This window comes from Amycolatopsis albidoflavus, from assembly GCF_039525725.1.
Taxonomy (GTDB): Bacteria; Actinomycetota; Actinomycetes; order Mycobacteriales; family Pseudonocardiaceae; genus Amycolatopsis; species Amycolatopsis albidoflava.
This window is the reverse complement of record NZ_BAAAHV010000003.1, coordinates 604,050-627,141: the sequence shown is the minus strand read 5'-3', so window position 1 is coordinate 627,141 and position 23,092 is coordinate 604,050. Positions and strand designations below refer to the sequence as shown.

The 23,092-nt window shown below is 67.4% G+C and carries 21 protein-coding genes; 9 read left to right on the top strand and 12 right to left on the bottom strand.

Translation table 11 applies throughout. The features are described from left to right. Positions 1-5: 5 nt before the first annotated feature. Positions 6-896 carry an SDR family oxidoreductase gene (locus tag ABD156_RS04025; RefSeq protein WP_344266510.1) on the bottom strand — a complete coding sequence of 297 codons (891 nt, stop codon included), beginning with the start codon at positions 894-896 and terminating at the stop codon, positions 6-8. A gap of 81 nt (positions 897-977) precedes the next feature. Continuing rightward, a complete protein-coding gene (locus ABD156_RS04020) occupies positions 978-1,892 on the bottom strand; it encodes an aldo/keto reductase (RefSeq protein WP_344266506.1) in 915 nt (304 codons plus the stop codon). A gap of 62 nt (positions 1,893-1,954) precedes the next feature. Here ABD156_RS04020 and ABD156_RS04015 point away from each other — a divergent pair, with 62 nt between their 5' ends. The 5 genes from ABD156_RS04015 (at position 1,955) to ABD156_RS03995 (ending at position 6,750) form a co-directional block, all read left to right on the top strand. Then, entirely contained in the window at positions 1,955-2,776 is an 822-nt protein-coding gene (locus tag ABD156_RS04015; RefSeq protein ID WP_344266503.1) for an LLM class F420-dependent oxidoreductase, read from the top strand. A 104-nt stretch (positions 2,777-2,880) separates the two neighbouring features. Then, on the top strand, positions 2,881-3,912 hold the full coding sequence (fbaA, locus tag ABD156_RS04010; protein WP_344266499.1) for a class II fructose-bisphosphate aldolase: 1,032 nt from the start codon (positions 2,881-2,883) through the stop codon (positions 3,910-3,912). 191 nt (positions 3,913-4,103) lie between these two features. Beyond that, entirely contained in the window at positions 4,104-4,421 is a 318-nt protein-coding gene (locus tag ABD156_RS04005; protein ID WP_344266497.1) for a type VII secretion target, read from the top strand. Next, complete coding sequence (locus ABD156_RS04000) at positions 4,421-6,058, top strand: alpha/beta hydrolase (RefSeq protein WP_344266494.1); 1,638 nt, start codon at positions 4,421-4,423, stop codon at positions 6,056-6,058. The genes ABD156_RS04005 and ABD156_RS04000 overlap by 1 nt, the downstream gene beginning before the upstream one ends. 98 nt (positions 6,059-6,156) lie before the next feature. Beyond that, complete coding sequence (locus ABD156_RS03995) at positions 6,157-6,750, top strand: hypothetical protein (RefSeq protein WP_344266490.1); 594 nt, start codon at positions 6,157-6,159, stop codon at positions 6,748-6,750. A gap of 9 nt (positions 6,751-6,759) precedes the next feature. Here the strand turns inward: ABD156_RS03995 and ABD156_RS03990 are convergent, their stop codons facing one another. Together ABD156_RS03990 and ABD156_RS03985 are read right to left on the bottom strand one after the other, a co-directional pair. Continuing rightward, a complete protein-coding gene (locus ABD156_RS03990; RefSeq protein ID WP_344266487.1) occupies positions 6,760-6,915 on the bottom strand; it encodes a hypothetical protein in 156 nt (51 codons plus the stop codon). Between the two features lie 68 nt (positions 6,916-6,983). Continuing rightward, positions 6,984-8,375 carry an alpha-L-fucosidase gene (locus tag ABD156_RS03985; RefSeq protein ID WP_344266484.1) on the bottom strand — a complete coding sequence of 464 codons (1,392 nt, stop codon included), beginning with the start codon at positions 8,373-8,375 and terminating at the stop codon, positions 6,984-6,986. Positions 8,376-8,606: 231 nt separating this feature from the next. Here ABD156_RS03985 and ABD156_RS03980 point away from each other — a divergent pair, with 231 nt between their 5' ends. Further along, entirely contained in the window at positions 8,607-10,358 is a 1,752-nt protein-coding gene (locus ABD156_RS03980; protein ID WP_344266481.1) for a hypothetical protein, read from the top strand. On the opposite strand, the gene ABD156_RS03975 is transcribed toward ABD156_RS03980, so the two are convergent. Together ABD156_RS03975 and ABD156_RS03970 are read right to left on the bottom strand one after the other, a co-directional pair. Beyond that, positions 10,355-12,265 (bottom strand): UvrD-helicase domain-containing protein, encoded by a 1,911-nt coding sequence (locus tag ABD156_RS03975; RefSeq protein ID WP_344266477.1) that lies wholly within the window; start codon positions 12,263-12,265, stop codon positions 10,355-10,357. The two genes, ABD156_RS03980 and ABD156_RS03975, sit on opposite strands and share 4 nt — an antisense overlap. 7 nt (positions 12,266-12,272) lie before the next feature. Then, positions 12,273-13,442 carry a hypothetical protein gene (locus ABD156_RS03970; protein ID WP_344266474.1) on the bottom strand — a complete coding sequence of 390 codons (1,170 nt, stop codon included), beginning with the start codon at positions 13,440-13,442 and terminating at the stop codon, positions 12,273-12,275. 234 nt (positions 13,443-13,676) lie between these two features. On the opposite strand from ABD156_RS03970, the gene ABD156_RS03965 reads away from it, so the two are divergent. Both ABD156_RS03965 and ABD156_RS03960 read left to right on the top strand, forming a co-directional pair. Then, on the top strand, positions 13,677-14,087 hold the full coding sequence (locus tag ABD156_RS03965; RefSeq protein ID WP_344266471.1) for a DUF3151 domain-containing protein: 411 nt from the start codon (positions 13,677-13,679) through the stop codon (positions 14,085-14,087). Positions 14,088-14,195: 108 nt separating this feature from the next. Then, entirely contained in the window at positions 14,196-15,089 is an 894-nt protein-coding gene (locus ABD156_RS03960) for a helix-turn-helix domain-containing protein (RefSeq protein WP_344266468.1), read from the top strand. Here the strand turns inward: ABD156_RS03960 and ABD156_RS03955 are convergent. The 3 genes from ABD156_RS03955 to ABD156_RS03945 form a co-directional block, all read right to left on the bottom strand. Beyond that, entirely contained in the window at positions 15,070-15,576 is a 507-nt protein-coding gene (locus tag ABD156_RS03955; RefSeq protein WP_344266466.1) for a GNAT family N-acetyltransferase, read from the bottom strand. The genes ABD156_RS03960 and ABD156_RS03955 overlap by 20 nt on opposite strands. 108 nt (positions 15,577-15,684) lie before the next feature. Then, entirely contained in the window at positions 15,685-16,869 is a 1,185-nt protein-coding gene (locus ABD156_RS03950; protein ID WP_377926848.1) for a GGDEF domain-containing protein, read from the bottom strand. Between the two features lie 323 nt (positions 16,870-17,192). Beyond that, positions 17,193-18,452 (bottom strand): MFS transporter, encoded by a 1,260-nt coding sequence (locus ABD156_RS03945; protein ID WP_344266464.1) that lies wholly within the window; start codon positions 18,450-18,452, stop codon positions 17,193-17,195. 317 nt (positions 18,453-18,769) lie between these two features. On the opposite strand from ABD156_RS03945, the gene ABD156_RS03940 reads away from it, so the two are divergent. Further along, positions 18,770-20,647 carry an FAD/NAD(P)-binding protein gene (locus ABD156_RS03940; RefSeq protein WP_344266461.1) on the top strand — a complete coding sequence of 626 codons (1,878 nt, stop codon included), beginning with the start codon at positions 18,770-18,772 and terminating at the stop codon, positions 20,645-20,647. Here the strand turns inward: ABD156_RS03940 and ABD156_RS03935 are convergent. The 3 genes from ABD156_RS03935 to ABD156_RS03925 all read right to left on the bottom strand — a co-directional run bounded on the left by ABD156_RS03935 (position 20,637) and on the right by ABD156_RS03925 (position 23,047). Further along, complete coding sequence (locus ABD156_RS03935) at positions 20,637-21,536, bottom strand: glycosyl hydrolase family 18 protein (RefSeq protein ID WP_344266458.1); 900 nt, start codon at positions 21,534-21,536, stop codon at positions 20,637-20,639. The genes ABD156_RS03940 and ABD156_RS03935 overlap by 11 nt on opposite strands. 49 nt (positions 21,537-21,585) lie before the next feature. Continuing rightward, complete coding sequence (locus tag ABD156_RS03930; protein WP_344266455.1) at positions 21,586-22,224, bottom strand: HNH endonuclease family protein; 639 nt, start codon at positions 22,222-22,224, stop codon at positions 21,586-21,588. Positions 22,225-22,375: 151 nt separating this feature from the next. Further along, positions 22,376-23,047, bottom strand: a complete 672-nt coding sequence (locus ABD156_RS03925; protein WP_344266452.1) for a hypothetical protein — start codon at positions 23,045-23,047, stop codon at positions 22,376-22,378. Positions 23,048-23,092 lie beyond the last annotated feature (45 nt).

Below are 23,092 nucleotides of genomic sequence, written 5' to 3'. Positions count from 1 at the left end.
GCTCCTCAGCTGCGCTTCGTGGCCGCGCGCCCGCCGTGGCCGGTGACCGACGACTCGTACGCGCCGCGTTCCTCGACGTCCTTCAGCGCGGCCCGGTCCGCCGCCGGCACCCGGGTCCGCGCGCCGAGTTCGACGATCGGCGGCAGGAACGAGCGCAGCAGCTTCAGTCCGCCGACCCAGCGTGGCACGTGGATCGTCCTGGCGCGGCGCAGAATCCCGGCCTCCAGGTCGTCGAGCGCGACGTCCAGCGGGTAGGTCTTGCCGAGCAGGCCGGGCATGCCGGAACGCAGCTTGCCGAAAACCGGGTGCGCGTCGGCGCTTTCGACCAGGTCGGTGCGGATCCAGGTCGGGTGCGCGACGCCGACCTTCACGCCAAGGTGCGCGACCTCCGCGCGGAGGCTGTTGCAGAACGCCTCGACGCCCGCCTTCGCCGCGGCGTAGTTCGCCATGCCGGGTGCGTGCGTGATCGCGGCGAGCGAGGAGATGCCGAGCAGGTAGCCGCGGCGTTCGATCACGTGCGGGAGCGTGACGCGGAACGTGCGCCACACGCCGAGCAGGTCGACCTCGATCACCCGCTCGAACGCGGTGCGGTCCACCGAGCGCACGAATCCGGCGGTCGCGATGCCCGCGTTGGCGATGACGATGTCGATGCCGCCGAAGTGCTCGACCACGCCCTCGGTGACGCGTTCGAGGTCGTCCCAGCTGGTCACGTCCGCTTCCCAGGACTTCGCGTTCGGCCCGATCCGCTTGGCGACCGCGTCCTGCTCGGCGGCTTCGAGCCCGACGAGCGCGACCTTGGCTCCGCGCGCGGCGAGCCGCTCGGCCAGGCCGGCTCCGATCCCGCGAGCGGCTCCGGTGATGAGCACGACCTTGCCGTCGACCTGCTTCTGAGCCACGGTGCCCTCCTGAGCCGGTTTTGCCTGTCCGGAGGGCACCGTACAACAACCTACCCGCAGTAAGCTACTCTTCGGTAAGTATCAGTTCGACGCTTCGCCCAAAGCGGTGAGTTCGGCGTCGGTCAGGGTCAGCTCGACGGAAGCGAGCAGGTCAACGAGCTGCTCCGGGATCCGCGCGCTGGCGATCGGCGCGGCGACGGTCGGCTGCTGGCGAAGCCAAGCGAGCGAAACGCTGGCGACCGACGCGTGGTGCGCGGCGGCCACTTCGTCCAGCGCGGCGAGCACTCGTTCGCCGCGGGCGTCGAGGTATGCCAGCGCCCGCGGAGCCCGCGGCGAGTCGCCCGGTTCGTCCTTCGAGCGGTACTTGCCGGTGAGGAATCCCTTGGCCAGCCCGAAATACGGCAGCGTGACCAGGTTCTCGCGGGCGACGAGCGGGGCCAGCTCCCGCTCGTAGTCGCGCTCGACCAGGTTGTAATGCGGTTGCAGGGCAACGTATCGGGCGAGGTTGTTCTGGTCCGAAATGGACAGTGCGGACGCGAGCCGGTCCGGTTCGTAGTTGGACGCCGCGATGTAGCGGACCTTGCCGTCGCGCACGAGCTGGTCGAACGCGGCGAGCGTTTCTTCGAGCGGGGTGTCGAGATCGTCCTTGTGCGCGTAGTACAGGTCGATGTGGTCGGTTCGCAGGCGGCGCAACGATTCCTCGACCGACGCGGCGATGTTCTTCGCGGAAAGGCCGGGCCGCTGGTCCCCCATGCCGACCTTGGTGGCGAGGACGATGTCGTCGCGGCGGCCGCGCTTGGCGAACCAGTTGCCGATGATCGTTTCGGAACCGCCACCGCCGCCGTAGGTGTTGGCTGTGTCGAGGAAATTGCCGCCGGCCGCGGTGTACGCGTCGAGAACAGCGAATGACGTGGGTTCGTCCGCCGTGTTGCCGAAGACGTTGCAGCCGAGGTTGAGGCCGTGGATGTCCAGTTCCGTGGTGCCGAGCTTGGTCATGCTTTCGAACCTAATCCGGCCGGGACGGGAGGAAAACCGGGTTATCGCGCGTTGGGCGGGTTATGGCTATCGAACTGGGCAAGCTAGGCGTTTGGCGGATGTCGGCCGCGGTGGACCGCGAGTTCGCCGCCGAGGTGGAGAAACTGGGCTACGGCACGATCTGGCTCGGCGGTTCTCCCGGCGGCGACCTGGCGATCGTCGACGAACTGCTGGCCGCGACCGAGCGGATCAAGGTCGCCACCGGGATCGTCAACATCTGGGCCGACGCCCCCGAGGACGTCGCGCGGGCGTTCCGCCGCATCGAGGACAAGTACCCGGGACGGTTCCTGCTCGGCGTCGGCGCGGGCCACCGCGAGCACACGCAGGAGTACAAGAAGCCGTACGCGGCGCTGGTCGAATACCTGGACGCGCTCGACGCGGCCGGGGTGCCCAAGGAGTCGCGCGCGCTGGCCGCGCTCGGCCCGAAGGTGCTCGAACTGGCCCGCGACCGCACCGCCGCCGCGCACCCGTACCTGACCACCCCGGAGCACACCCGGGCCGCGCGCGAGATCGTCGGCACCGGCGCGCTGCTCGCTCCCGAGCAGAAGGTCGTCTTCGACACGGATCCGGAGCGGGCGCGCGAGACCGGCCGCAAGACCGTGCAGTTCTATCTCGGACTGTCCAACTACACCGCGAATCTGCGCAAGCACGGCTTCTCCGAGGAGGACATCGCCGGGAAGGGCAGCGACCGCCTGATCGACGCGCTCGCCGTCCACGGGGACGGAAAAGCGCTGGCCGAGGGCCTGCAGGCGCACCTTGACGCGGGAGCGGACCACGTCAGCGTGCAGTCGCTGGACGAGGATCCGTTCCCCGCCTACCGGGCAATCGCGGCCGAGCTGCTCTGAATCGCTCCAGTCGGTTTCGTCTCGTGTGAGGTAGGACCGGTCGGCGCGGCCGGTCCACCTCGTACGATGCCGCTGTAGAAGCCAGTCGTCTCGAGGAGGAACCGATGCCCATCGCCACCCCCGAGGTGTACGCGGAGATGCTCGACCGGGCGAAGGCGAACGAGTTCGCCTACCCGGCCATCAACGTGACCTCGTCGGAAACCGTGAACGCCGCGATCCGCGGGTTCGCCGAGGCGGAGAGCGACGGGATCATCCAGTTCTCCACCGGCGGCGCGGAGTTCGCGTCCGGGCAGAAGGTGAAGGACATGGTTGTCGGCGCGACCGCGCTGGCCGAGTTCGCTCAGGTGGTCGCGGCGAAGTACGACGTCAACGTCGCGCTGCACACCGACCACTGCCCGAAGGACAAGCTGGACGGCTTCGTCCGTCCGCTGATCGAGATCTCCGCCGAGCGCGTCCGGAACGGCGGGCTGCCGCTGTTCCAGTCCCACATGTGGGACGGTTCGGCCATCGACCTGGACGAGAACCTGGAGATCGCGCAGGAACTGCTCGCCAAGGCCGCCGCGGCGAACATCATCCTCGAGGTCGAAATCGGCGTGGTCGGCGGCGAGGAAGACGGCGTCGAGGCGGAGATCAACGAGAAGCTGTACACCGCCGAGGGCGACTTCCTGAAGACGATCGACGCGCTCGGCGCCGGCGAGAAGGGCCGCTACCTGCTGGCCGCGACCTTCGGCAACGTGCACGGCGTGTACAAGCCGGGCAACGTGAAGCTCCGCCCGGACGTCCTCAAGGGCGGCCAGGAAGCAGCGGCGAAGAAGCTCGGCCTGGACGCCGGCTCGAAGCCCTTCGAACTGGTCTTCCACGGCGGCTCGGGCTCCCTCCCGGAGGAAATCCGCGAGGCGGTGTCGTACGGCGTGGTGAAGATGAACGTGGACACCGACACGCAGTACGCGTTCACCCGCCCGATCGCGGACCACTTCTTCAAGAACTACGACGGTGTGCTGAAGATCGACGGCGAGGTCGGGAACAAGAAGGTCTACGACCCGCGCAGCTACCTGAAGGCCGCTGAAGCGGGCATGGCCGCCCGGGTGGTCGAGGCTACGCAGGCACTGGGCTCTGCTGGCCAGAAGCTGGGCTGACGGGGGTTTTTCTGGCGGGGAGGCCGCCTCGATCTTTTGATCGGGGTGGCCTCCCCGCTTTTTCGCGTGTGAGACCGCTCTTTGCCGCACTTCCGAAACGGTCACCAGGGTGATTTTCGGGTACTTCGACGGGCTTCTTCGCCGCACTCAGGTCATAGTGTGGTCGGAGGGTGACAGCGGGTGGGGGTGCGATGAGCGGGTTCGAGGTCGTGATCGATGCGATCGAGAAGTCCTCGGAGGCCGCGAAGCGGTCGGCCGCCGGTGCGCGATCTGTTGATCTGGCGAGCACTCTGGTCGGTGTCGCGCAGGGGTTGCCCGGCGGGACGGCAATCGAGGCGGCGCGGATGCTCGGCGATAGGTGGGGGCGAGAGCTGCTTGCCTGGACGAAAAACATGGGCGAGTACGCCGACCAGCTCACTGCGGCGGCCCGCCGCTACCGAACGGACGACCAGGCGGCAGCACATGATCTGCGGGCAATCCCTGTCCACGGTGGGCCGAGGCCGGTCTGATGGTCGCGTGGGCGGATGTACGGCGCTGGAACGCCGCGGCGATCGGCGGAGTTTCTGACGCGCTTAACCAGCGCTGCAACCAGTTGCTCGCGCTGAACGATGACGTGGAGAACGTGGCGAAGTTCGATGGCTGGACGGGCGATGCCGCAGGTGCCGCGTCGGCCAGGGGCAACTCGCTGACCTCGACTCTGGAGCAGCGGGTAGCCGAAGCGTCCGCAGTCCGCCGAGGTGCGCACGAGGCGCAAATCGCGGTCGAGCGCATTACGGCCGTGGTGGCCGAGACAGACGAGCTCGCCCGGACGAACTCGTGGGTGATCGGCGGCGACGGCGCGGTGGTGGCACCGCCGACATCCGGTCCGCCCCCGCCCCCGGACGTGGCGGCACAGCGCGAGAAAATCCGGGTTGAACTCGTGGACCGGGTCGAGCAGATCCTCCGCAGAGCGAACGACGTGGATGCTGATCTTGCCGCGATCCTGACCCGGGCGCTGCGCGGGGAGATAACCGAGCGGGACGCGGGCACACTCGCTCAGGTAGCCGCGACAGGTGCCGCGCAGAGCGGGCTCTCGATCATCGGTCCGCCCGAAGGCGGTACCCCGGGCGACAACAAGGCTTGGTGGGACACCCTCTCCGACACCGCGAAGGCTACGGTCCTGCGGGACTCGCCAGACCTGGTCCGCAACCTGGACGGCATTCCGATCGTGGATCGCGATGCGGCCAACCGGGCGGTGCTCCAGCGGGAGACCGACAAGCTCCAGGCAGAAGCGACGGAGATCTCCAGGGCCAATCCGAACGACCCGCGTTCCCCGCATCAGGCCGATTGGCCGGGCAAGGAAAAGCTCGACGAGATCGCGGGCAAGCTCAACGGCCTGCGCGCGATCGAGGATCGGCTCGACAACATCGGTCCTGGCGGGAAGCAGACTTTCTTGATTGGCTTGGACACCAACGGGGACGGCAAGGCGATCGTCTCGGTAGGCAACCCGGACACGGCGAAGAACGTCGCCACTTACGTTCCCGGCACGGGTGCGGAACTCGGCAAGATCAAAGGCGAAATGGACCGTTCCGACCGCATGTTCGACTCGGCGGCGAAGGCCGGGTCGGCGTCCACGGCGGTGGTCTCCTGGGTCGGCTACGACGCACCGGATGATGTGGTGCCCAACGCGATGAGCGGTGACTACGCGGACGACGCGGAGAAGGACCTCGACCGCTTTCAGGACGGGCTCAGGGCGACCCACCAGGGTACGCCGTCGCACAACACGATGATCGGTCACAGCTACGGAACCACCGTCATCGGCCATGCCGCACGCGACGAGCGCCTCAATGTCGACGACATCGTTTTCGTTGCCAGTCCTGGAGTCGGCGTCAACCAGGCCAGCGAACTCGGGATTCCGGCAGGACACGTTCACTCCACGGTAGATCCGTACGATCCGATCCAGCTCGCGCCGGTGCACGGCATCGAGCCGCAGAACTTCAGCGACGCCAACAAGTTCAGCTCGGGACCAAGCGATCCGAAGCAGAGCACCGAAGGGCCGTGGTACGCATTCGGTTACAACGCAGCCGCTCACTCGATGTATTGGGATCCCGGCAACAAGGCGCTCAACAACATGGGTCGCGTCATCGCCGGCCAACCGACCTTCTAACCGTGAAAAGCCGCCGGAAACCCACCGCCGTGATCTGCCTGGCGGCAGTCGCCGTCCTGACGTGGTCTCTGAGCGCGTGCGATACGGGAGGAGACGGAATGCAGCCAACGATCACCATCGAACAGGCCAACCAGCAGGTTGAGGAGTACTCGAAGAAGGCACGCGAGGCACTGCCCGCGGAGGCTCGCTACTCGTTGTTCGCATCGGAACAGCGGGGCGATTGCAACGACCCTAGCGACAACGGTCCCAAGAACAGGGTTCTGGCCAGCCGCACCTACCGGGTCGAGGGGCTGGCAAAGGACAAGATCCCCACGTACTTCGATGCGCTTCGCACTTGGTGGCAGAACCACAACTTCCGGGTGCTCGACAACAATCCGCCTAACGAGTACCTCTGGGTCGAGAACAACACGGACAGTTTTCGGATGGCGCTTGAAGCGAATCCGCAAGGTGGCTTGTTCCTCACCAGCACTTCGCCCTGCGTATGGCCGAACGGAACGCCGGTCCCCGAAGCGCAGGGCGCTGCCGAACCAACGACCGAACCCGGCGTTGCTCAGGGCGATCCGCGGACGTCGGAGCCCGCTGCTGAAGCGGGGCCCGGGCAACCACGCAAGGCTCGCCAACGGCCGCGGCCAGCAGCCGACGATGAAGAGGATTTCTCGCAGACTGACTGGACTGACGACAGCGCGTACTGAGCCTCCTGCTCAACGGTTCCTGTTTGCCCGGGGAGACGGCTTCGGGCGGGCCTCCCCCGGCCACGTCAAGGACACGACCTGGATCTCGACCAGGCCGCCGGTGACCTCACCGTTCTCGGTAAACGTGACGAGCTGGTCCTCGCCGAAGTCGTTCTGGCCGTCCACCTCTTGAACAATGCCAGGTTGGGTACAGTCGAAGGCTGGCGGAAGCGACTCCTTCGCGATTCGGCCGCCTACCAACCAGTCACCGAGAGCACCGCCGGGAACTCCTCCTCGAAGTCGTCCGTCCGACGCCGAGGCAGGTCGATCACGATCCCCTCCGAAGTACGCGTCCACGACAGGGGCCGCGAGTGCCCGCCCAGAAGCCGGATTCGCGAACGGCTCGTGATCGGCACATCTCCCGGCACAAGAAGCCGCGCGCCGGGCCAATGCAGTGGGATCAGGTGGAACGCGCCGCGTGTGCGGGTGTAGCACAGGTCGCCGTCCATTGCTCTGATCCACGGTGTCGAACCATAGATCGCGCGGCCGTTCAGGCGGAGCCAGCGGCCCATGTCCAGCAGCCGCGAACTCATCCAGTCCGCGATCGTGCCGTCCTCGCGGGGGCCGATGTTGAGCAGCAGGTTTCCGTTCTTGCTCACCACCTCGGCGAGCAAGCGGATCAACTGAACGGAAGATTTGATCTTCGCCGGGTCCTCGTTTTCGTTGTAACCCCAGGACTTTCCGATATTCAGGCAGGCTTCCCATGGATCCGGGCGCAGGACGTACTTCTTATTATCCCCTTCCACGGTAGCGAAATCTGCGCGTGAAGCCTCGAAGCGGTCGTTTGCCAGGACACTCTTCGGGTGCGGACGGTCAGCAGCGTGTCGGTAGTAGTAGGACAGGATCTCGTCGCTGCGCCAGTCCCACGTCTTCGGCCGGAAGATCGGGCCGCCGCCGAATTCGTGGTAGCCCTGGCCGTCTGCCCACAGGAGGTCCGGATCGTAGTGGTCTATCAGGGTTTTCAGGTGTGCGTGTTCGTATTGTGTCACGTAGTCGGCGACTGGGCGGTAGCCGGTGTAAGGGATTTCCGTTCCGGTGTAAGGGTTTCGGGGAGCGGTGCCTAGTGCGGGGTTGTAGAACTCGCCCAGTGAGTAGTAGAGGCCGCGCTTGAGTGGGGAGTGTGCGGCCGCGGAGAAGAGTTCGCCGACCAGGTCGCGGCGTGGGCCTAGGCGGACGGAATTGCGGTCGGAAACGTCATTGCGGAACAATTGAAAGCCGTCGTGGTGCTTGGAAGTGAGGACGAAATACCGGGCTCCGGCCTCTTCGAACAGGCGTACCCAGGAGTGCGGGTTGTAGCGGCGGGCGGTGAAGCGCGGGATGAACTGGTCGTACGCGAAGTCCGCGCCGTAGGTTTGCAGGTGGTGGTCACGGGTTCCGGTGCCGCGCGCTGGATCCGTGACGTTCATGGCGTACAGATACCATTCCGCGGCGTGTTTCGCGTCGCCCCAAGCCGCGGCTGAGTAAGCGCCCCAATGGATGAAGATGCCGAATTTGGCGGAGGGGTACCACGGGGTGGCGGCGGGGGCGGCCTGTGCTGATGGCGCGGTGAGTCCGAGCAGTCCGGCGGCGCCGGCCGCGGCGAGCACGCTGCGGCGGCTGAGTCCTGCCTGGTCCATGACGCATCCACTCCCGGTTGCGGCGGCGGTCATCGGATGTATCGGTCTACCAGGGGTACCAGCTCGCCGGGCGACCGGCAAGCATCCTGTCTGGTCAAGACAGTTGTTCACAAGCATGAACGCGACGGTTGGCCGATTGACTCGACTGGGCACCATTCTTATGGTCGAGGGAATTCATCAGATCTATCAAGGGTGGCCGTAATGGGAGAAACCAGTCGGCGGACGGCGTTGCGCGGCGGGATCGCCCTCGCGGCTCTCGCGGCTACCACCGGGACAGCTTTCGCGAAACCCGCCGGCCGGCGATTGCCGTTTCTGCTCGACATGGTTCAGAACAACCCCGGCGAACCGCTGTTTTCCAGTCGCTTCAACGATCCCGCGACGTTGAAGAGCTACGGCTACGACGGTCAGGTGATCAACGAGTTCACCCCGCCGCAAACCGCGATCACCTTCGAAACGTTCGACGAGCGCATTTTCCCCGCGGATTCACCGGGTCGCGCTTGGGTCGAAGCGGCGGCGAAGAAGATCGACGCACACATCGTGCGAGCGCACGCGGCGGGCATCGCGGCGTATTTCTTCACCGACATCATCGTACTGCCGAAATGCCTGGTCGAGCTGTACGGCGACCAAATTCTCGACAGCCAAGGCCGCATCAGCTTCGACCGTCCGCTCACTCAGCAAATCCACCGCCTCATGCTGCGCGAGATCTGCGCCCGCTTTCCCGGTCTGGACGGAATTGTCGTAAGAACCGGCGAGACGTACGTGCAGAACGTGCCATTCCACACCGGAAACAACCCGATCACCAACGGCGCCACAAGCCATCTGACGCTGCTCGGCATCCTGAGCGACGAGATGTGCTTGCGCGGCAAGCGAGTCTTCTACCGCACCTGGTCCACCGGCAGCGACAAACTGACCAGCGACCCGGACTTCTACCGGCAGGTGACCGATCAGGTCGAAACGCACGAAAACCTGGTCTTCTCGATCAAGCACACCGCTAAAGACTTCTGGCGGACTATCCCGTTCAACCGCACCATCGGCGTCGGCAAGCACCGGCAGATCATCGAAGTGGAATGCCAGCGCGAATACGAGGGCAAGGGCGCGTTCCCGAATTACGTGATCGACGGCGTGGTCAACGGGTTCGAAGAATTCCGCACCCAGCCGCGGACCGGCCCGATCGGGCTCGCCGAGGTGGTGGACAACCCGATCATCGCCGGAATCTGGACCTGGTCCCGCGGCGGCGGTTGGCGCGGACCGTATCTCCACAACGAATTGTGGTGCGACCTCAACACCTGGGTGATCGCCCGCTGGGCCCGCGACACCGGCCTCGGCGAGGAAGGCGCGTTCACCGAATACGCGACAACGCGGCTCGGCTTGCACGGCGATCAAGTCCGCCGCTTCCGCCGCTTGGCACTGCTGTCGGCGGCGGCCGTGCTGCGCGGGCATTACAGCGTGGTGCACCCGATGGGCAGGCTGATGTGGACCCGCGACCAGTTCCTCGGCGGCTCGGACAAGGACCTGACCAGCGATTACGACGCAATCATCGCAGCGGGCCGGGTCGAGCCGGTGCTCGCCGAGAAAGCAAGCGCCGCTCGGATGTGGGACGAAATCGTCGCGTTGTCCGCCACGCTCCCGTTGCGCGATCATTCCGACCGGACGTATCTGCGAGTATCCGCGCGCTACGGCCAATCCTGGCACCGCGTCGTGCACCACGGCTGGGAAGTGATGCTGCGCGGTTACGCCGGCGGGCACGACAAAGCGGTCATGCGCTACCACCTGGCCCGCTACGACGCGGAATGGCAGCGCTGGCAACGACTTGCCGAGACTGAATCGTCCTGCGCGACGCTGTATCAACCGTACAGCTTCGGCCCGAAAGGCCCGGACGGCTTGTACAACGCCGACCCGGACCACGGCATCAAACCGGCCACCGACTACTACCGCCGCCTGCTGTCCAGTTAGGACGGTACGACGCCCCACCACAGAAAATCCCGCGCCCGGGTCGCGGCCACCAGCCGTTGCCGGCTGAGCAACTCACGCTGTTCCTCTTGCTCCGCAGGGTCTTCCGGCGAAGGACGCGGCAACTGGACAACCAGCACCGCGCGAAAGTCGAGCCCCTTCGCCCGGTGCACGGTCCCGACATGCAGCCGATCCTCGGCCTCCCCGACGTAACGTTCGAGCGCACGCGTAGGAATCCCCGCAGCTTCGAGAAAACGCCGACACTGCTCGGCATCCGCATTGCTGAAGGTAATCAGCGCCGTCTCGCCGCGCGGAATGGTCAAGTCGCGGACGGCGTCAGTCAGCGCACCTGGAAGCTCGGCCTGCGTACCGGTCCACGACCGCACAACGCCGCCCGCGTTGACCGAATCCGCGTCGCGCAGCGCGACCCCGGCCGCACCGTCCAGATCATCCACCGCGTTGATCCGCCGGGCGAAGTCGAGAATGCCCGCACGGTTGCGATAGTTGACCCTGAGCACCTCGCCCCGGCCCTGAATCGGAATCCCCGCGTCGGACAGCCGCCAGCCGCCGGGATAGACCTGCTGCTGTCCGTCGCCGACGAGCAGCAGCTGATTCGGCCCGTCACCAGCGATCGTGCGCAGCAGCCGCAGGCCGGTCAACGTCATGTCCTGCGCTTCGTCAACCACGACAGCCGCGTACGGCTCTTCGAGAGGCTGCCGTTCGAGTTCAGCGCCGGCCCGAGCCAACAGGTCGTGAAAGTCGGACAACCCGTTCGCGGCCAGATTTTCCGAGTAGGTCTCGTACAGCTGCCAGACCTTCGCGCGCTGGCCCCGGTCCAGCCGAAGCCCTCGTCGAGCACGGTGGATGGACTGGTACTTCTCCAGCGTCGCGATGCCCTGGCCCTTGATGATGCGCTGGACCTCGGTTTCCCAATAGTCGTAGTTCGGCCCCAGCCGCTCAAGGGGCTCGCGATGCTCCCGCCAAGCGCGCGCGAACGCGTCCTTGGTGAGCCGCGGATTGGTGTTCAGCTCGATGCCGCGCCGCTTGAGGAACGCCCGGGCCCACGCGTGCAGGCTGAGGAACTCGGCCCGGCTCGCGAGCTCCGGGGCCAGTCGCCGGAACGTGGTCTCATTGACCGGCGGAAGAGTGCGTACGAACGTCGTGAACAGCAGTGGGCCGGTGCTCCGGCGGCCGACGTGCCGCATCCGGTGCAGCGCGACCACCGTCTTCCCGGTCCCGGCCGGACCGCTGATCCGCGCCGGGCCGGAATAATTGCGCGACGCCAGCGCGGCCTGATTGGGATGCAGGAACGTCATCCAGGTCTCGAACGGCCGCTCCACTGCCGCGAGCAGCTGGTCGTCCGCGACACTCTCCGCCGAGAGCAGCTCGAGCGACCCGGCCTCCTTCTCCGGAGCCGTGACCGTCAGCCACTCGTAGCCACGCAACCGCGCAGCGAGCCCCGAAGCGATCCTGGCGGCTTGCCGCGCGGTCAGATGCACCGTGTCGCGCCGGAAAAGCTGGTCCAGTTTGCCCGCGGGCAACGACCAGAACGGCCCGGCGGAGCCCGCGCCGCCGATCGCGACCAGGGTCACCGCGCTCCGGGCGATGCGCTGCCCGTCCGGGCCGGGCAGCCCGGCGAACCGTTCTTCGGCGTCCCGGGCCACCTCGCGCATCGCCGCTTCGTCCGGCGGCGGATCGGTGACAACAACTGCGAACACCCCGGCGCGCCCGATCAGGAAGGCATCGGCGGTTCCCGGGTCCCCGGTGCGCACCGCCAGGTGCCAGCCTTCGGCGGTTCGCTCCAGCAACCCGGCCAACGCGTTGCGTCGCAACGGATCCCGGAACCGCTCCGCGATCAGCTTCGTGGCCTGCCGCTGGACGTGACGCCGGGCGTGCGCGCTGAGTCCCACCTCCGCGCTACGCCGCGACCGAGCGTCGCGAAGCCCACCATTCCTTCGCCGGACCGGCCCCAGCCCACAACGCGAACATCGCGACCGCAGCGACCAAAGCCGTCCAATACGCGACCGGCGGTGCCGACTCCGTCCGCGAGTCCCCGAGCAGCCAAGGCCGCAACTGCGACTGCACCCAGAACGCGCCGTACCCGAGCACGGTCACCAGAACCGCCCCCGACAGCGCGGGTCGCGGCAGCAGGAAGGCCAGATCCACCGCGACCCCGACAGCCAGCAGATAGAACGGCACCGTCGACACCGGGAAGCCCAGCGCCAGCAGCAGCGGCCACATCACGCATCGGTACGCGACATACGCGCCGGCCACGGTCAGCGCGGCCCAGCGCCGTCCGACGGTTTTGCGCGCCAGCACCAGGATCAGCGCCGAAACCCCGATCCCCCACAGCGGATAGACCCACTCCGGGATCGGCATCGTGAAGTGCAGCACCGCGGCCCGGTCGACCGGGTGGCCGATCTGGTTGGCGGCGAAGGAGAGCAGCGTCGGCTCCGCCTCCGGCGTGCCGCGTTCCCAGGCTCGCAGGCCGAGGATGCCGTACTCCTGCTGTCCGTTCGGGAAGAAGGTGTTCTCCAGGAAGAACGCCCACAGCGCGAGCAGCACCCCGGTGCGGAAGCGGCCCGGCGGGGCCAGCCGCAGCCAGCCGAGCAGCACGCCCGCCTGCATGATGCCGGTGCCGAGGTACAGCATCATGTGCGACGGGCTCCACGCGGTCAGGTCGAGGCCGTTCACGCGGTGGTTGATCACGTCGAGCGGCGCGGCGACCAGGAACACGATCAGCCCGGCCTGCATGAGCCGCAGCGAGCGCCGGTCGCAGCCGAGGCCGGTGTAGCTGTGGATCGCCACCAGCACGATGATGATCACCGTGCCGACGGTGTTGATCAGGTGCGGCGGGGCGAGGTCGTCGCGCAGCCACTTGAAGTGCCACGACATGTCCCACGACGACCCGACGAGCTTGAACGCGAACGCGGTCAGCCACATGCCGTAACAGAACCGCAGCACCCACGCCGGAGTCGGCTGTCCCGGCGCGCCGCGGTGCCAGTGCGTCGCGAAGAAAAGCCTGGTCTTGCCCACTGGTCCGCGCGGGACCGCGGGGCCGGCGACGTCTTCAACCGCCTTCGTCATAGGCGCCATCATTCCCTGCCGCAAGAGGACGCGGCGGGAGAAGGGGCAAAAACCGGGGTTCACCCCTACGGGTGGCGGATTTGCCCCCGCCCGGCCCGGCACGGCAGGGTGTCGGCCCATGATGCCGAAACGAGCCGTCGCCGCCGTGCTGATCGCAGCTCTCGTGCTGGCCGGCGGAGGCGTGCTGACCAGCCTGTTCCTCTAGGCCGAGAGCAGCGTGGGCACAATGGCGGCATGACGCACAACCTGCTGGGCCCCGAGCCCACGCTGCTGCCCGAGCACACCGACGCGCAGGCCGCGCTCGACTCCGGGACGGATCCGTCCGCCGTGGCCGCCGAACACCCCGACTACAGCGAGGCCTGGGCCACGCTCGCCGAGCGCTCGCTCGCCGACGGCGAGACCGTCGCCGCGTACGCCTACGCCCGCACCGGCTACCACCGCGGCCTCGACCAGCTGCGCCGCGCCGGCTGGAAGGGCTTCGGCCCGGTGCCGTGGGCGCACCGGCCGAACCAGGGTTTCCTGCGCGCGCTCGCCGCGCTCGGCCTGGCCGCTGAGCGCATCGACGAGTCCGAGGAGCACGAGCGCTGCAAGACGTTCCTCGCCGACTCCGACCCGGCCGCGGCCGAGGCGACCGGTCTGAAGTGACGCGGGCCGCCGGTCGCGTCCCGGAAAACCCGGGCGCGACCGGCCCGTTGCCCACCTTCGGGTGACAGCTAGAGGTGTTCGCATTTGGTGACACCTACAAAGACGGCCATGCGAGGCACGGCCATGCTCACCCCCAGGATCCGCACCCTCGGCACCGCACTGCGCGAGGCCAGGGTCGACGCCCGTTTCGGACTGCGCGAACTCGCCCGGCGAGTCGGCACCAACCCCGCGCTGGTGTCGAACTGGGAGCTGGGACAACGGGTTCCCGCGCTGGAGGACGTCGCGGGCATCCTCGGCGCGCTCGGCGTCGTCGGCGCGGAGAAACAGCGGATCCTGCAACTGGCGCGCGGCACCGCCGAACCGGGCTGGGTCGCCCGCGGCAAACAGTCCGACCCGGACCACCTCGGCGGGCTGCTCGCCTGCGAACGCGCCGCGACGTCGGTCGTCGAATGGCAGCCGCTGCTGATTCCGGGGCTGCTGCAGATCCCGGACTACGCGCGGGCGCTGTTCCTCGCCGACGGATTGCCGCTGAAGGACGCGGAACGCCAGGCGGAGCTGCGGATGATGCGCCGGCCGCTGGTGGTCGGCCCCGGCGCGATCCCGTGCGAGGTGTTGCTGGGCGAGGCGGCATTGCGCAATCCGATCGGCGGGCCCGCGACGATGGCCCGGCAGCTGCGGTTTCTCGCCGACCTGATGGCGACGTCGGCGAAGCTGTCGGTCCGCGTCGTGCCCGCCGGCTCCGGCGGGCATTCGGGACTGGCCGGTCGGTTTTGCGTGTACTACGTGGAGGTCGGCGATCCGATCGTCTACTTCGAGCACCAGCACTCGGGGGCCTTCCTCCTCGACGAGGGGAACGACACCTACTGCGAGGTCGCGGACCGGATCCGCGATTTTTCCCTGGACTCCCGCCAGTCGGCGGCGTTCGTGCAGCGCACCGCACAGCAGTTCCGGGAGCTCGCGCAGGGGAAAACCGCGGAGGGGCCTAGGAATACGTTCGGTTAGCCGGGACGTCGGTCGCGATCCGCAGTTCGCTCTGGAGCAGGTTCTTCGCCGCGGAGAAGCCGTGCCGCACATAGGCCGGTATCGCGCGTTCCGAGGAGTGCACGGTCACCCGCTCCAGCCCGAGTTCCGCGGCCAGCCGCAGAATCGCCTCGATCAGGAGCCCGCCGACGCCGCTGTCGCGTGCTTCCGGCACGACGTACACGCATTGCACGTCGCCGCAGATCCGCGAAAAGTCATGCGGCGTCGGCACTCTGGGGGTGAGGGCGAGGAACGCCATCCCGAGCACGTGCTCGTCCCGCACCGCCACCAGACAGCGATGGGTGTCGGCGTGCGCTTGGGCCCAGGCGGAGAACTCGCGGATGAATTCGGCTCGATCTTGGTGCGGCAGGCCGTCTTGGTCCGCGACCCACCGCCAGCGCAGCGCGGCGACGACGGGGAGTTCGTCGGCGCGGGCTGGGCGGATCCCGGTGAGCGGCACAGGTGTCACTTCCGAATTTCCGGACGTCGTGGGCGGCTCGCTGGGCATCGCGGTTGTGAACCTGACGAAGGATGGACCCGGCCGGCCGGGGGAGGGTGCCGGCCGGGTCCGAGGTCGTCAGGCGACTGCAGCGAGTTCCCGGGTCGGAGTCACCGAGCCGACTACCTTGTTTCGGCCGCTGTTCTTCGCCGCATACACCGCGGCGTCGGCCGCGGCCATCACTTCCTCGATGCTTGTCCCGTCCATCGGGAACGCCGCCACCCCGATCGACGCGGTCCGGTTTTCGATCGCGACTGCCACGCCTTCGTTCGTCTGCGTGGGAATCACCAGCTCGCTGATGCGCTGCCGAATCCGCTCCGCCGTGACAATCGCGTCCTCTTTCGACGTCGACGGCAGCAGCGCGACGAACTCCTCGCCACCGAACCGGCCGACGAGGTCGTGCGCCCGGGTCTCCTGTTTCACCACGGCGGCAACGGTTTTGAGTACGTCATCGCCCGCCAGGTGCCCGTAAGTGTCGTTGATCCGTTTGAAGTGGTCGAGGTCGATCATCAGCGCGCCGAAGCTGCCGTTCTCGCGCTCGGCACGGGAAATCTCGCGCTGCGCGCCGTCCTGCCAGGTGGTGGCGTTGAGCAGCTGCGTCTTCTGGTCCGTGGTCGCGAGTTCCTCGAGCCGCTTGATCAGCATCGACCGCTGCAGCACGTACAGCGGCAGGATCACCAGCACCGACAGCAGCGGTTCCTGGCTCAGCACCATCACCAGCAGCCCGCCGACGCACAGGGTCGCCAGCTCGATCAGGTTGTCGTCCATCGTGCCGAGGCAGGACTCGGCGGTCGCCTTCGCCGGGTCGGTCAGGTACAGGCCAAGGCCGGTCAGGGCGGTGTTGACCAGGAAATACCCGAGCGCGCCCGCCACCACGGTGGTGACGCTGTGGCCGTTCGCGAGATGTCCGGCCAGCGCCGCGCCGAAGCCGGACAGGATCATCGTGGTCGCGTTGGCCGCGACGCGGTGCGCCTCACCGGGGCGCGTGCCGTTCCAGCTGCGGAACGCCAGGTAGACGTAAATGATCACGCCCAGCGCGGCTACCAGCTGCGGCGGCACCAGCAGCGCCGCCGGAAGCAGCCACACCGAGGTGACGGTGATGTGCGGGCCCTGGCTCAACATCCGGCGCTGCCGCTCGATCTGCCGCGTGACCTCGGTCTGCGCGATCGCCAGTCCGGCGAGCATGCCGAGGATCCCGAGCTGGCCGAGGCTGACCGGGAACACCAGCGTGCTCACCACGGTGAGCACCACCGTGACGGCCATGCTCGTCAGCGTGACCGCGACCCATTGCCGCGGCCGAGTCCAGAGCGACCACCGGGAAACCGCATCGCGCAGCCCCAGACCAGAAAATTCCCCCAATGTGACCATTCTTCCCCCCGGGTCTTGCGCGGATCTCCAGTGACACTCGCCTTACTCACAGTTTCAGACCGTTTGCCGCCTGTCCACAAGGGCCTTAGGTGTGTACATTTTTCCCGAACACGCCGGATGAAGGGTGACCAGCGATGCGCAGCAAGGAACAGTGACCGCGTAGCAGCACCGCAAGGTCGCGCAGGTCAGAGCCTCACGCGCGGGGCATGTCGGGGTAATCAGGCATGTTCGGCGCGTGTGGCTTCCTTCGCAGACCCCTCTTCGGCCTGCCCGGAAACGGTCCGCTGCCAGGCGATCGCGATCGGAATCGTGATGAGCAGCCCGGCCAATCCGAAGATCCCGACCGTCGTCTGCGCGCTGACGTGGTCCGCGATGACCCCGCCGATCAACGGCGTCACGCCCATCGTCGTGGTCAATCCGGTGTTCGACAGGCCCATCGTCTGCGCCCGGCTCTCGTCCGGGACCGCGACCGTCAGCGACGCCGTCGCCTGCAGCAGCGCGATCGTGCCGAAACCGCCGGAGATCACGAACAGGATCACCGAGACGACCGGACCCGGCTGCAGGAAGCACAGCAGCAGCGGGATCGCGGCGAGCGCGGTCATCGGGCCGATCAGCTTCGGCCGGATCCCGGCGGGCACCCAGCGCGTGTAGACGAACGTGAAGATCACGCTGCCCACCGGGTCGGCGGCGAGCAGGAAGCCGATCATTTCGGATCCGCCGCCCGAGGACGCGACGTACGGCGCGGCAATGCCCTCGTACACCGGCATCAGGCCGGCGAGCCACGTGAAGACCATCAAGGACCGCAACGCACTGGTCGCGAAGGCGACCTTGCCGCCCGCGCTCAGCGAGGAGAGGAACGGCTTGCGCTTCTCCCCGCTGGCCGCCGCGGGGCGGGACTTCAGTCCGAAGCGGAGGAAGAGCGCGGAGAGCACGAAGGTGCCCGCGTCGAGCACCAGGGCGAGGCGGGCGTCCATCGCGAGCAGCAGCGCGCCGCCGCCGGCGAAACCGAGCAGCTGCGCGGACTGGACCGTCATGCTCCGGATGCCCATGCCGACCACGAAACGGTCGCCTTCGAGCACCTGCGGCAGCAACGCCAGCTGAGACGCCTTGAACGGCGGATTCAGCAGTGAAACACAGCCGACGAGCACGCATAGCGCCCAGAACGGCAGTCCGGGAATCGCAACGCACAGAATCAGTGCCGCGCGCGTGGCGTCGACGGTGACCATGACCGCCCGGCGAGGGAAGCGGTCGGCGAATCCGGTCAGGAAGATGCCGCCCAGCAGCGACGGGAAGAACGTGAGCGCGTAGGTGAGGCCGGTCAGCGTCGCGGAACCGGTGTTGGCGTAGACGAGGACGGACAACGCGACCCGGGCAAGCTGGTCGCCGGCGATCGACAGCAGTTCGCCGAACCACATCGCGCGGAACTCGGCGACTCCGAACACCTCGCGGAACGTGACCCGGTGTGGTGCTGTCGTCATGCGTGTTCTCCCCGCTGCTGTGTGCGGACTGTGCCGCACTAGTGACCAACGGGTGACCCTAGATCCTCCTGGTCACGGGCCGGTCACACGAAGTGAGTTGCCAAGCTCAGTGTCTCGTGACTGTTGGTGATTCTCTAGGTTCTTTCGCCGGTATCCGTCAGGTCACGGTCAGTTCGCCACGTGTCCAGACGATAGCGCTCCGCACTCTCCTCCGGGGGCTGTTCGATCTTTGTGGTTTGTGCCACATCCGTTCGGGGCGGACGTCCGCAGAGTGGAACGGCCGCCGCTCGGCCACCCGGCCGCGTAGCTTCGCCCGGGTGACCGCTCTCCCGACGTTCACGCTCGCCATCGTGGGCGCCGGACCTCGCGGGGTCGGCGTCCTCGAACGGCTGTCCGCGAACGCCGCCGAACTGCTCGGCGACCGGCAAGCCGAAGTCCATCTCATCGACCCGTTCCCGCCCGGTCCCGGCCGCGTGTGGCGGTACGAGCAGTCGCCGCTGCTGCGGATGAACTCGATGCCCGAGGACGTCACCGTGTTCACCGACGACACCGTCCGGATCGACGGCCCGGTGCGGCCGGGTCCGTCGCTGATCGAGTGGGTGCGGCAGGTGCGCGCGGGCACCCTCGCGTATCCGGTGCCGGACGACGTCCGCGCCGAGTTCGAGGCCCTCGCGTCCACGGATTTCCCGACCCGGCGGCTGCAGAGCCGGTACCTGGAGTGGTTCTACCGCAAGGTGGTGGCCGAATTGCCGCCCGGCATCACGGTGATCGAGCACCTCGCCACGGCCGAGAGCATCGACAGCGACGAGACCGTGCGGCTTTCCGACGGTACGACGGTGACTGCCGACGCTGTGGTGCTGACGGTCGGCCATCTCGACGCGGTCCCCGACTCTCGCGAACGCGAGCTGGAGGCGTTCGCCGAGCAGCACGGGCTGTCCTACTACCCCGCCGGCTACACCGCGGACGTCGACTACTCCGCGGTGCCCGCCGGAGAACCGGTGCTAGTACGCGGTTTCGGCCTGGCGTTCGTGGACCTGATGCTGTTGCTCACGGAGGGTCGCGGCGGCCGGTTCGAGGAGCTGCCGTGCGGCGGTCTGCGCTATCACCCGAGCGGTGCCGAGCCGGTGCTGCACGTCGGGTCCCGGCGCGGGGTGCCGTATCACGCGAAAACCGGTTATCGGCTGCGCGGGAAACCGTTGCAGCTGCCCAGATTCTTCGACAAGCGCGCCATTGACGGCTTGACCGGCCCGCTCGACTTCCGGACGGATGTGTGGCCGCTGATCGCGAAGGAACTCGCCTGGGCGTATTACACCGAGCTGTTCACTGGGCATCCGGACCGCGTGCGCACGGATTTCGCGGTCTTCGCGGACAAATTCGCCGACCTGCCGTGGGGAACGTCCGAAATGGACGCTCTCATCGCGACTGCCGTTCCTGCCCTGGAAGATCGGCTCGACCTGGAGCGGCTGGACCGCCCGTTCGCTGGCCGCCGCTTCGATTCCGGTGAGGAATTCGGGAAAGCGGTGCGGAAATACGTCGAGTCCGACCTGGCGCGACGGGCGGATGTGCACCACAGTGCGGACCTCGGCGCGTTCATGGCGCTGCTTTCGGTGATCGGTCAGCTGCCCGCGCTGCTCGCGACCGGACGGCTGACCGCGGCTTCCCAAGTGTCCGATATGGACGGCTGGTTCCACGGGTTTTTCTCTTACTACGCAAGCGGGCCGCCGCCGCGTCGGCTCGACGAACTGCTCGCGCTGGAGGACGCTGGCGTCGTGTCGTTCCTCGGTGCGGACATTTCGATCGCCGCCGATGAGACGGCCGGGTCGTTCGTCGCATCGAGCGTCAGTCACCCGGATACGGTCGCCGCGCGCACGTTGATCGAGGCGCGACTGCCGAACGCCAGCGTTCCGCGAGTGTCCGATCCGCTGTTGCGCAGCCTGCGGGACACCGGTGCGCTGGCCGAGGAGACTGTGCCGGATGTCGACGGCGCGACGTTGCCTTCCGGGCGGATTGCCACGACGATCAACGACTTTCGACTGGTCACTGTGGACGGTGGGGTGCATCCGCGACGGTTCGCGGTCGGCCCGCACACGAGCGTCCGATCGGCGGGCGCTTTTACCCGGCCGCGCACGAACGCGATTTCGTTCCGGCAGAACGACGCGCTGGCAAGGGAAATCCTGCGGCTGGCTAACCCTTGACCGTCGGCGCGATCTGCTGCGCCCACTCCCATGGTGCGGCGGTGTCGCCGGGAAGCGAGTTGAAGTACTCCCAGCCGTCGATGCCGCCGAAGTCCGAGTATTTCTGGACGAGACTGCTGACAGTGTTCTTCAGCGTCGGCATGTCGACGTAACCGTTGCAGTTAGCGGGATTCGTCACCGTTCCGGCGACGACCTTGCTCGCCGGGACGACACCGTGGCTGATGATCTGGTCGTAACCCGAGGTGTCCGCCAGCGAACCCCAGCCGCAGTAGAACTGGGTGTTGAACCAGGAGATCTGGTCGCCGCGCTCGCGGTAGAGCCGGTCGTAGTCGAGGCCGGAAAGACCGCCACCGCCGCTGAGTTCGGTCGCGACCGGTGCGAGGGTGATCAGGAAATCCGGGCCGAAGTCGCCCCGCAGCGCGTCGATCACCCGGTTCAGCGCGTCGTTCGACATCTGTTCCTCGACGTCGAGGTCGATGCCGGACAGCGAATGGTCGCGGATCAGGTTGCGCAGCAACGGGTAGTAAGTGTCGAAGTCCTGCTCCAGGCGCTGGAAGCTGCCCTTCGCCGCGCCGCCGACGAAAGCGAGCGCGTGCACGCCTTTGCTTTGCATCGTGGCGAGATCGGCCCACATCTGCGTGAACTTGCCGTCTGAGGGCGGATCGTCGTTGAGCGTCATGGTTCCGCCGTCGTTGAGGTGCACGGCTCCGACGATCACGTCGGTGACGCCCGCGTCGTGGTCGGTGAGCCCCAGCGGGGAGATGTACGACCCGTTTTGGTGCGTAGTTTGGTAGTACACAACGACTCTGCGCCCGGTCGCCGCCGTCGCCGGGACCGCTCCGCAGAGCACCAGGAACACCGCCAGCACCGCCGCCGTGATCTTCCTCATGGGTTTGGACCATAAGACGGCGGCGGCGCCCGCGGTAGGGCTGATCGGGTCAGCAGCGCCCCAGCATGTCCGTCAGCGCAGACTTCTCCGCCGAATTCACGGTGAGCTTGAACTTGGCCTTGACCGCTACCCACATTTTGGCGTAGGTGCACCAGTATCCGGTGGACGGCGGCTTCCACTGGTCCGGCGACTTGTCGCCCTTTTCCTGGTTGACGTTGTCGGTCACCGCGATCAGCTGCGGGTCGGTCAGGTCGTTGGCGTAGGCCTGGCGCTGCGCGGTGGTCCACGACGACGCGCCGGTGCGCCACGCGTCGGCGAGCGGCACGACGTGGTCGATGTCCACATCGGACGGAGAGCTCCAGGTCGCGCCGTCGTACGGCGAGGTCCAGGTGCCCGAGGTCGGGGCGCAGTCGGAGCCGACCTTCACGTTGGTGCCGTCGCGCTTGAGCACCATCTCGCGCGTGTTGCAGCTGTTGCCCTGGTCGATCCAGTGCGGGAACTTGTCGCGGCTGTACCCGGTTTGCGAGCCGTCCGGCTTCACCGTGAGACCGGCGAGCTGGCTCTTCGCGGTGTCCGCCGACGGGATGCCGGGCGGGGTGGCGTCGGCGACGCCCACCGTGACCGAGCCGAGCAGCGCGACGCCGGCCAGGACGGTCAAGGAGTTGCGAACTGTACGTGTGGTCGGCATATTGCTGCCTTCCTGGTCAGATGCGGGACTGATTCACCTTTGACCACGAAAGTGGCGTGCGCAACACCGTCAGGTGACAGGAAACCGACCTTCAGTAAACGGAAAGTCACCGAGAGTCCAAGTCGGCTTGAACCTCGTCCGCACCGCCGGGTCAGCCGCGGACCGCGCGGAGATCGGCGGTGTGCCGGTACCAGGTCCGCCGGGTGATCTCGCGTTCCTGCGGAACACCGTCGATGACCAGCGAAAACGTCGGAACGCAGCCGAGCTGGAAGGCGCGCCCGCGATACGTCGAGGACCGTTTGAGGAGCTTGCCGCGGGTGATTCGGGCGGTGACGCCGGAGTCGTCCGGTGCGACCTCGATGCCGGAAACGAATCCGTCGAAAGCCACCTGTTCGTCGCAATACGCCTGGCCCTTGACATCGCGCAGGGTCGCGTGCCCGAGGAGCACGCCGCCGGTGTCGTCGCGCACGAGGGAGATCTCGGCGTCCTCGCCCTTCCAGGCGAGCGCGAACGCCTCGTCCGGGTCCGAAGGCAGCCGCCAGCGCGCGGCGACGCGAGAGCCGGCCTCGGTGGCCACGAAACCGACTGACACGCCCGGGAGGAGTTCGCGGCGCATGAGACGCACCACCACGGCGGCGAGGTCGGCATCGGAGCCCAGCACGACGAGCCGGTCGTGTTCCCCCAGCAAGGGGTCGATTTCCGCCTTGCCGGGACGGGGTCCGGCATGCACCAGCGGGACGTCGCCGAGCCGTGCGGGGAGATCCGCCGCGGTGCCGCAGGCCACCACTATTCCGCGCACTCCGGCGTCCTCCGTTAAAGTCATGCACCGGCATTTACCAGCGCCACCCGTGCCCCCGTCCGGGGTCAC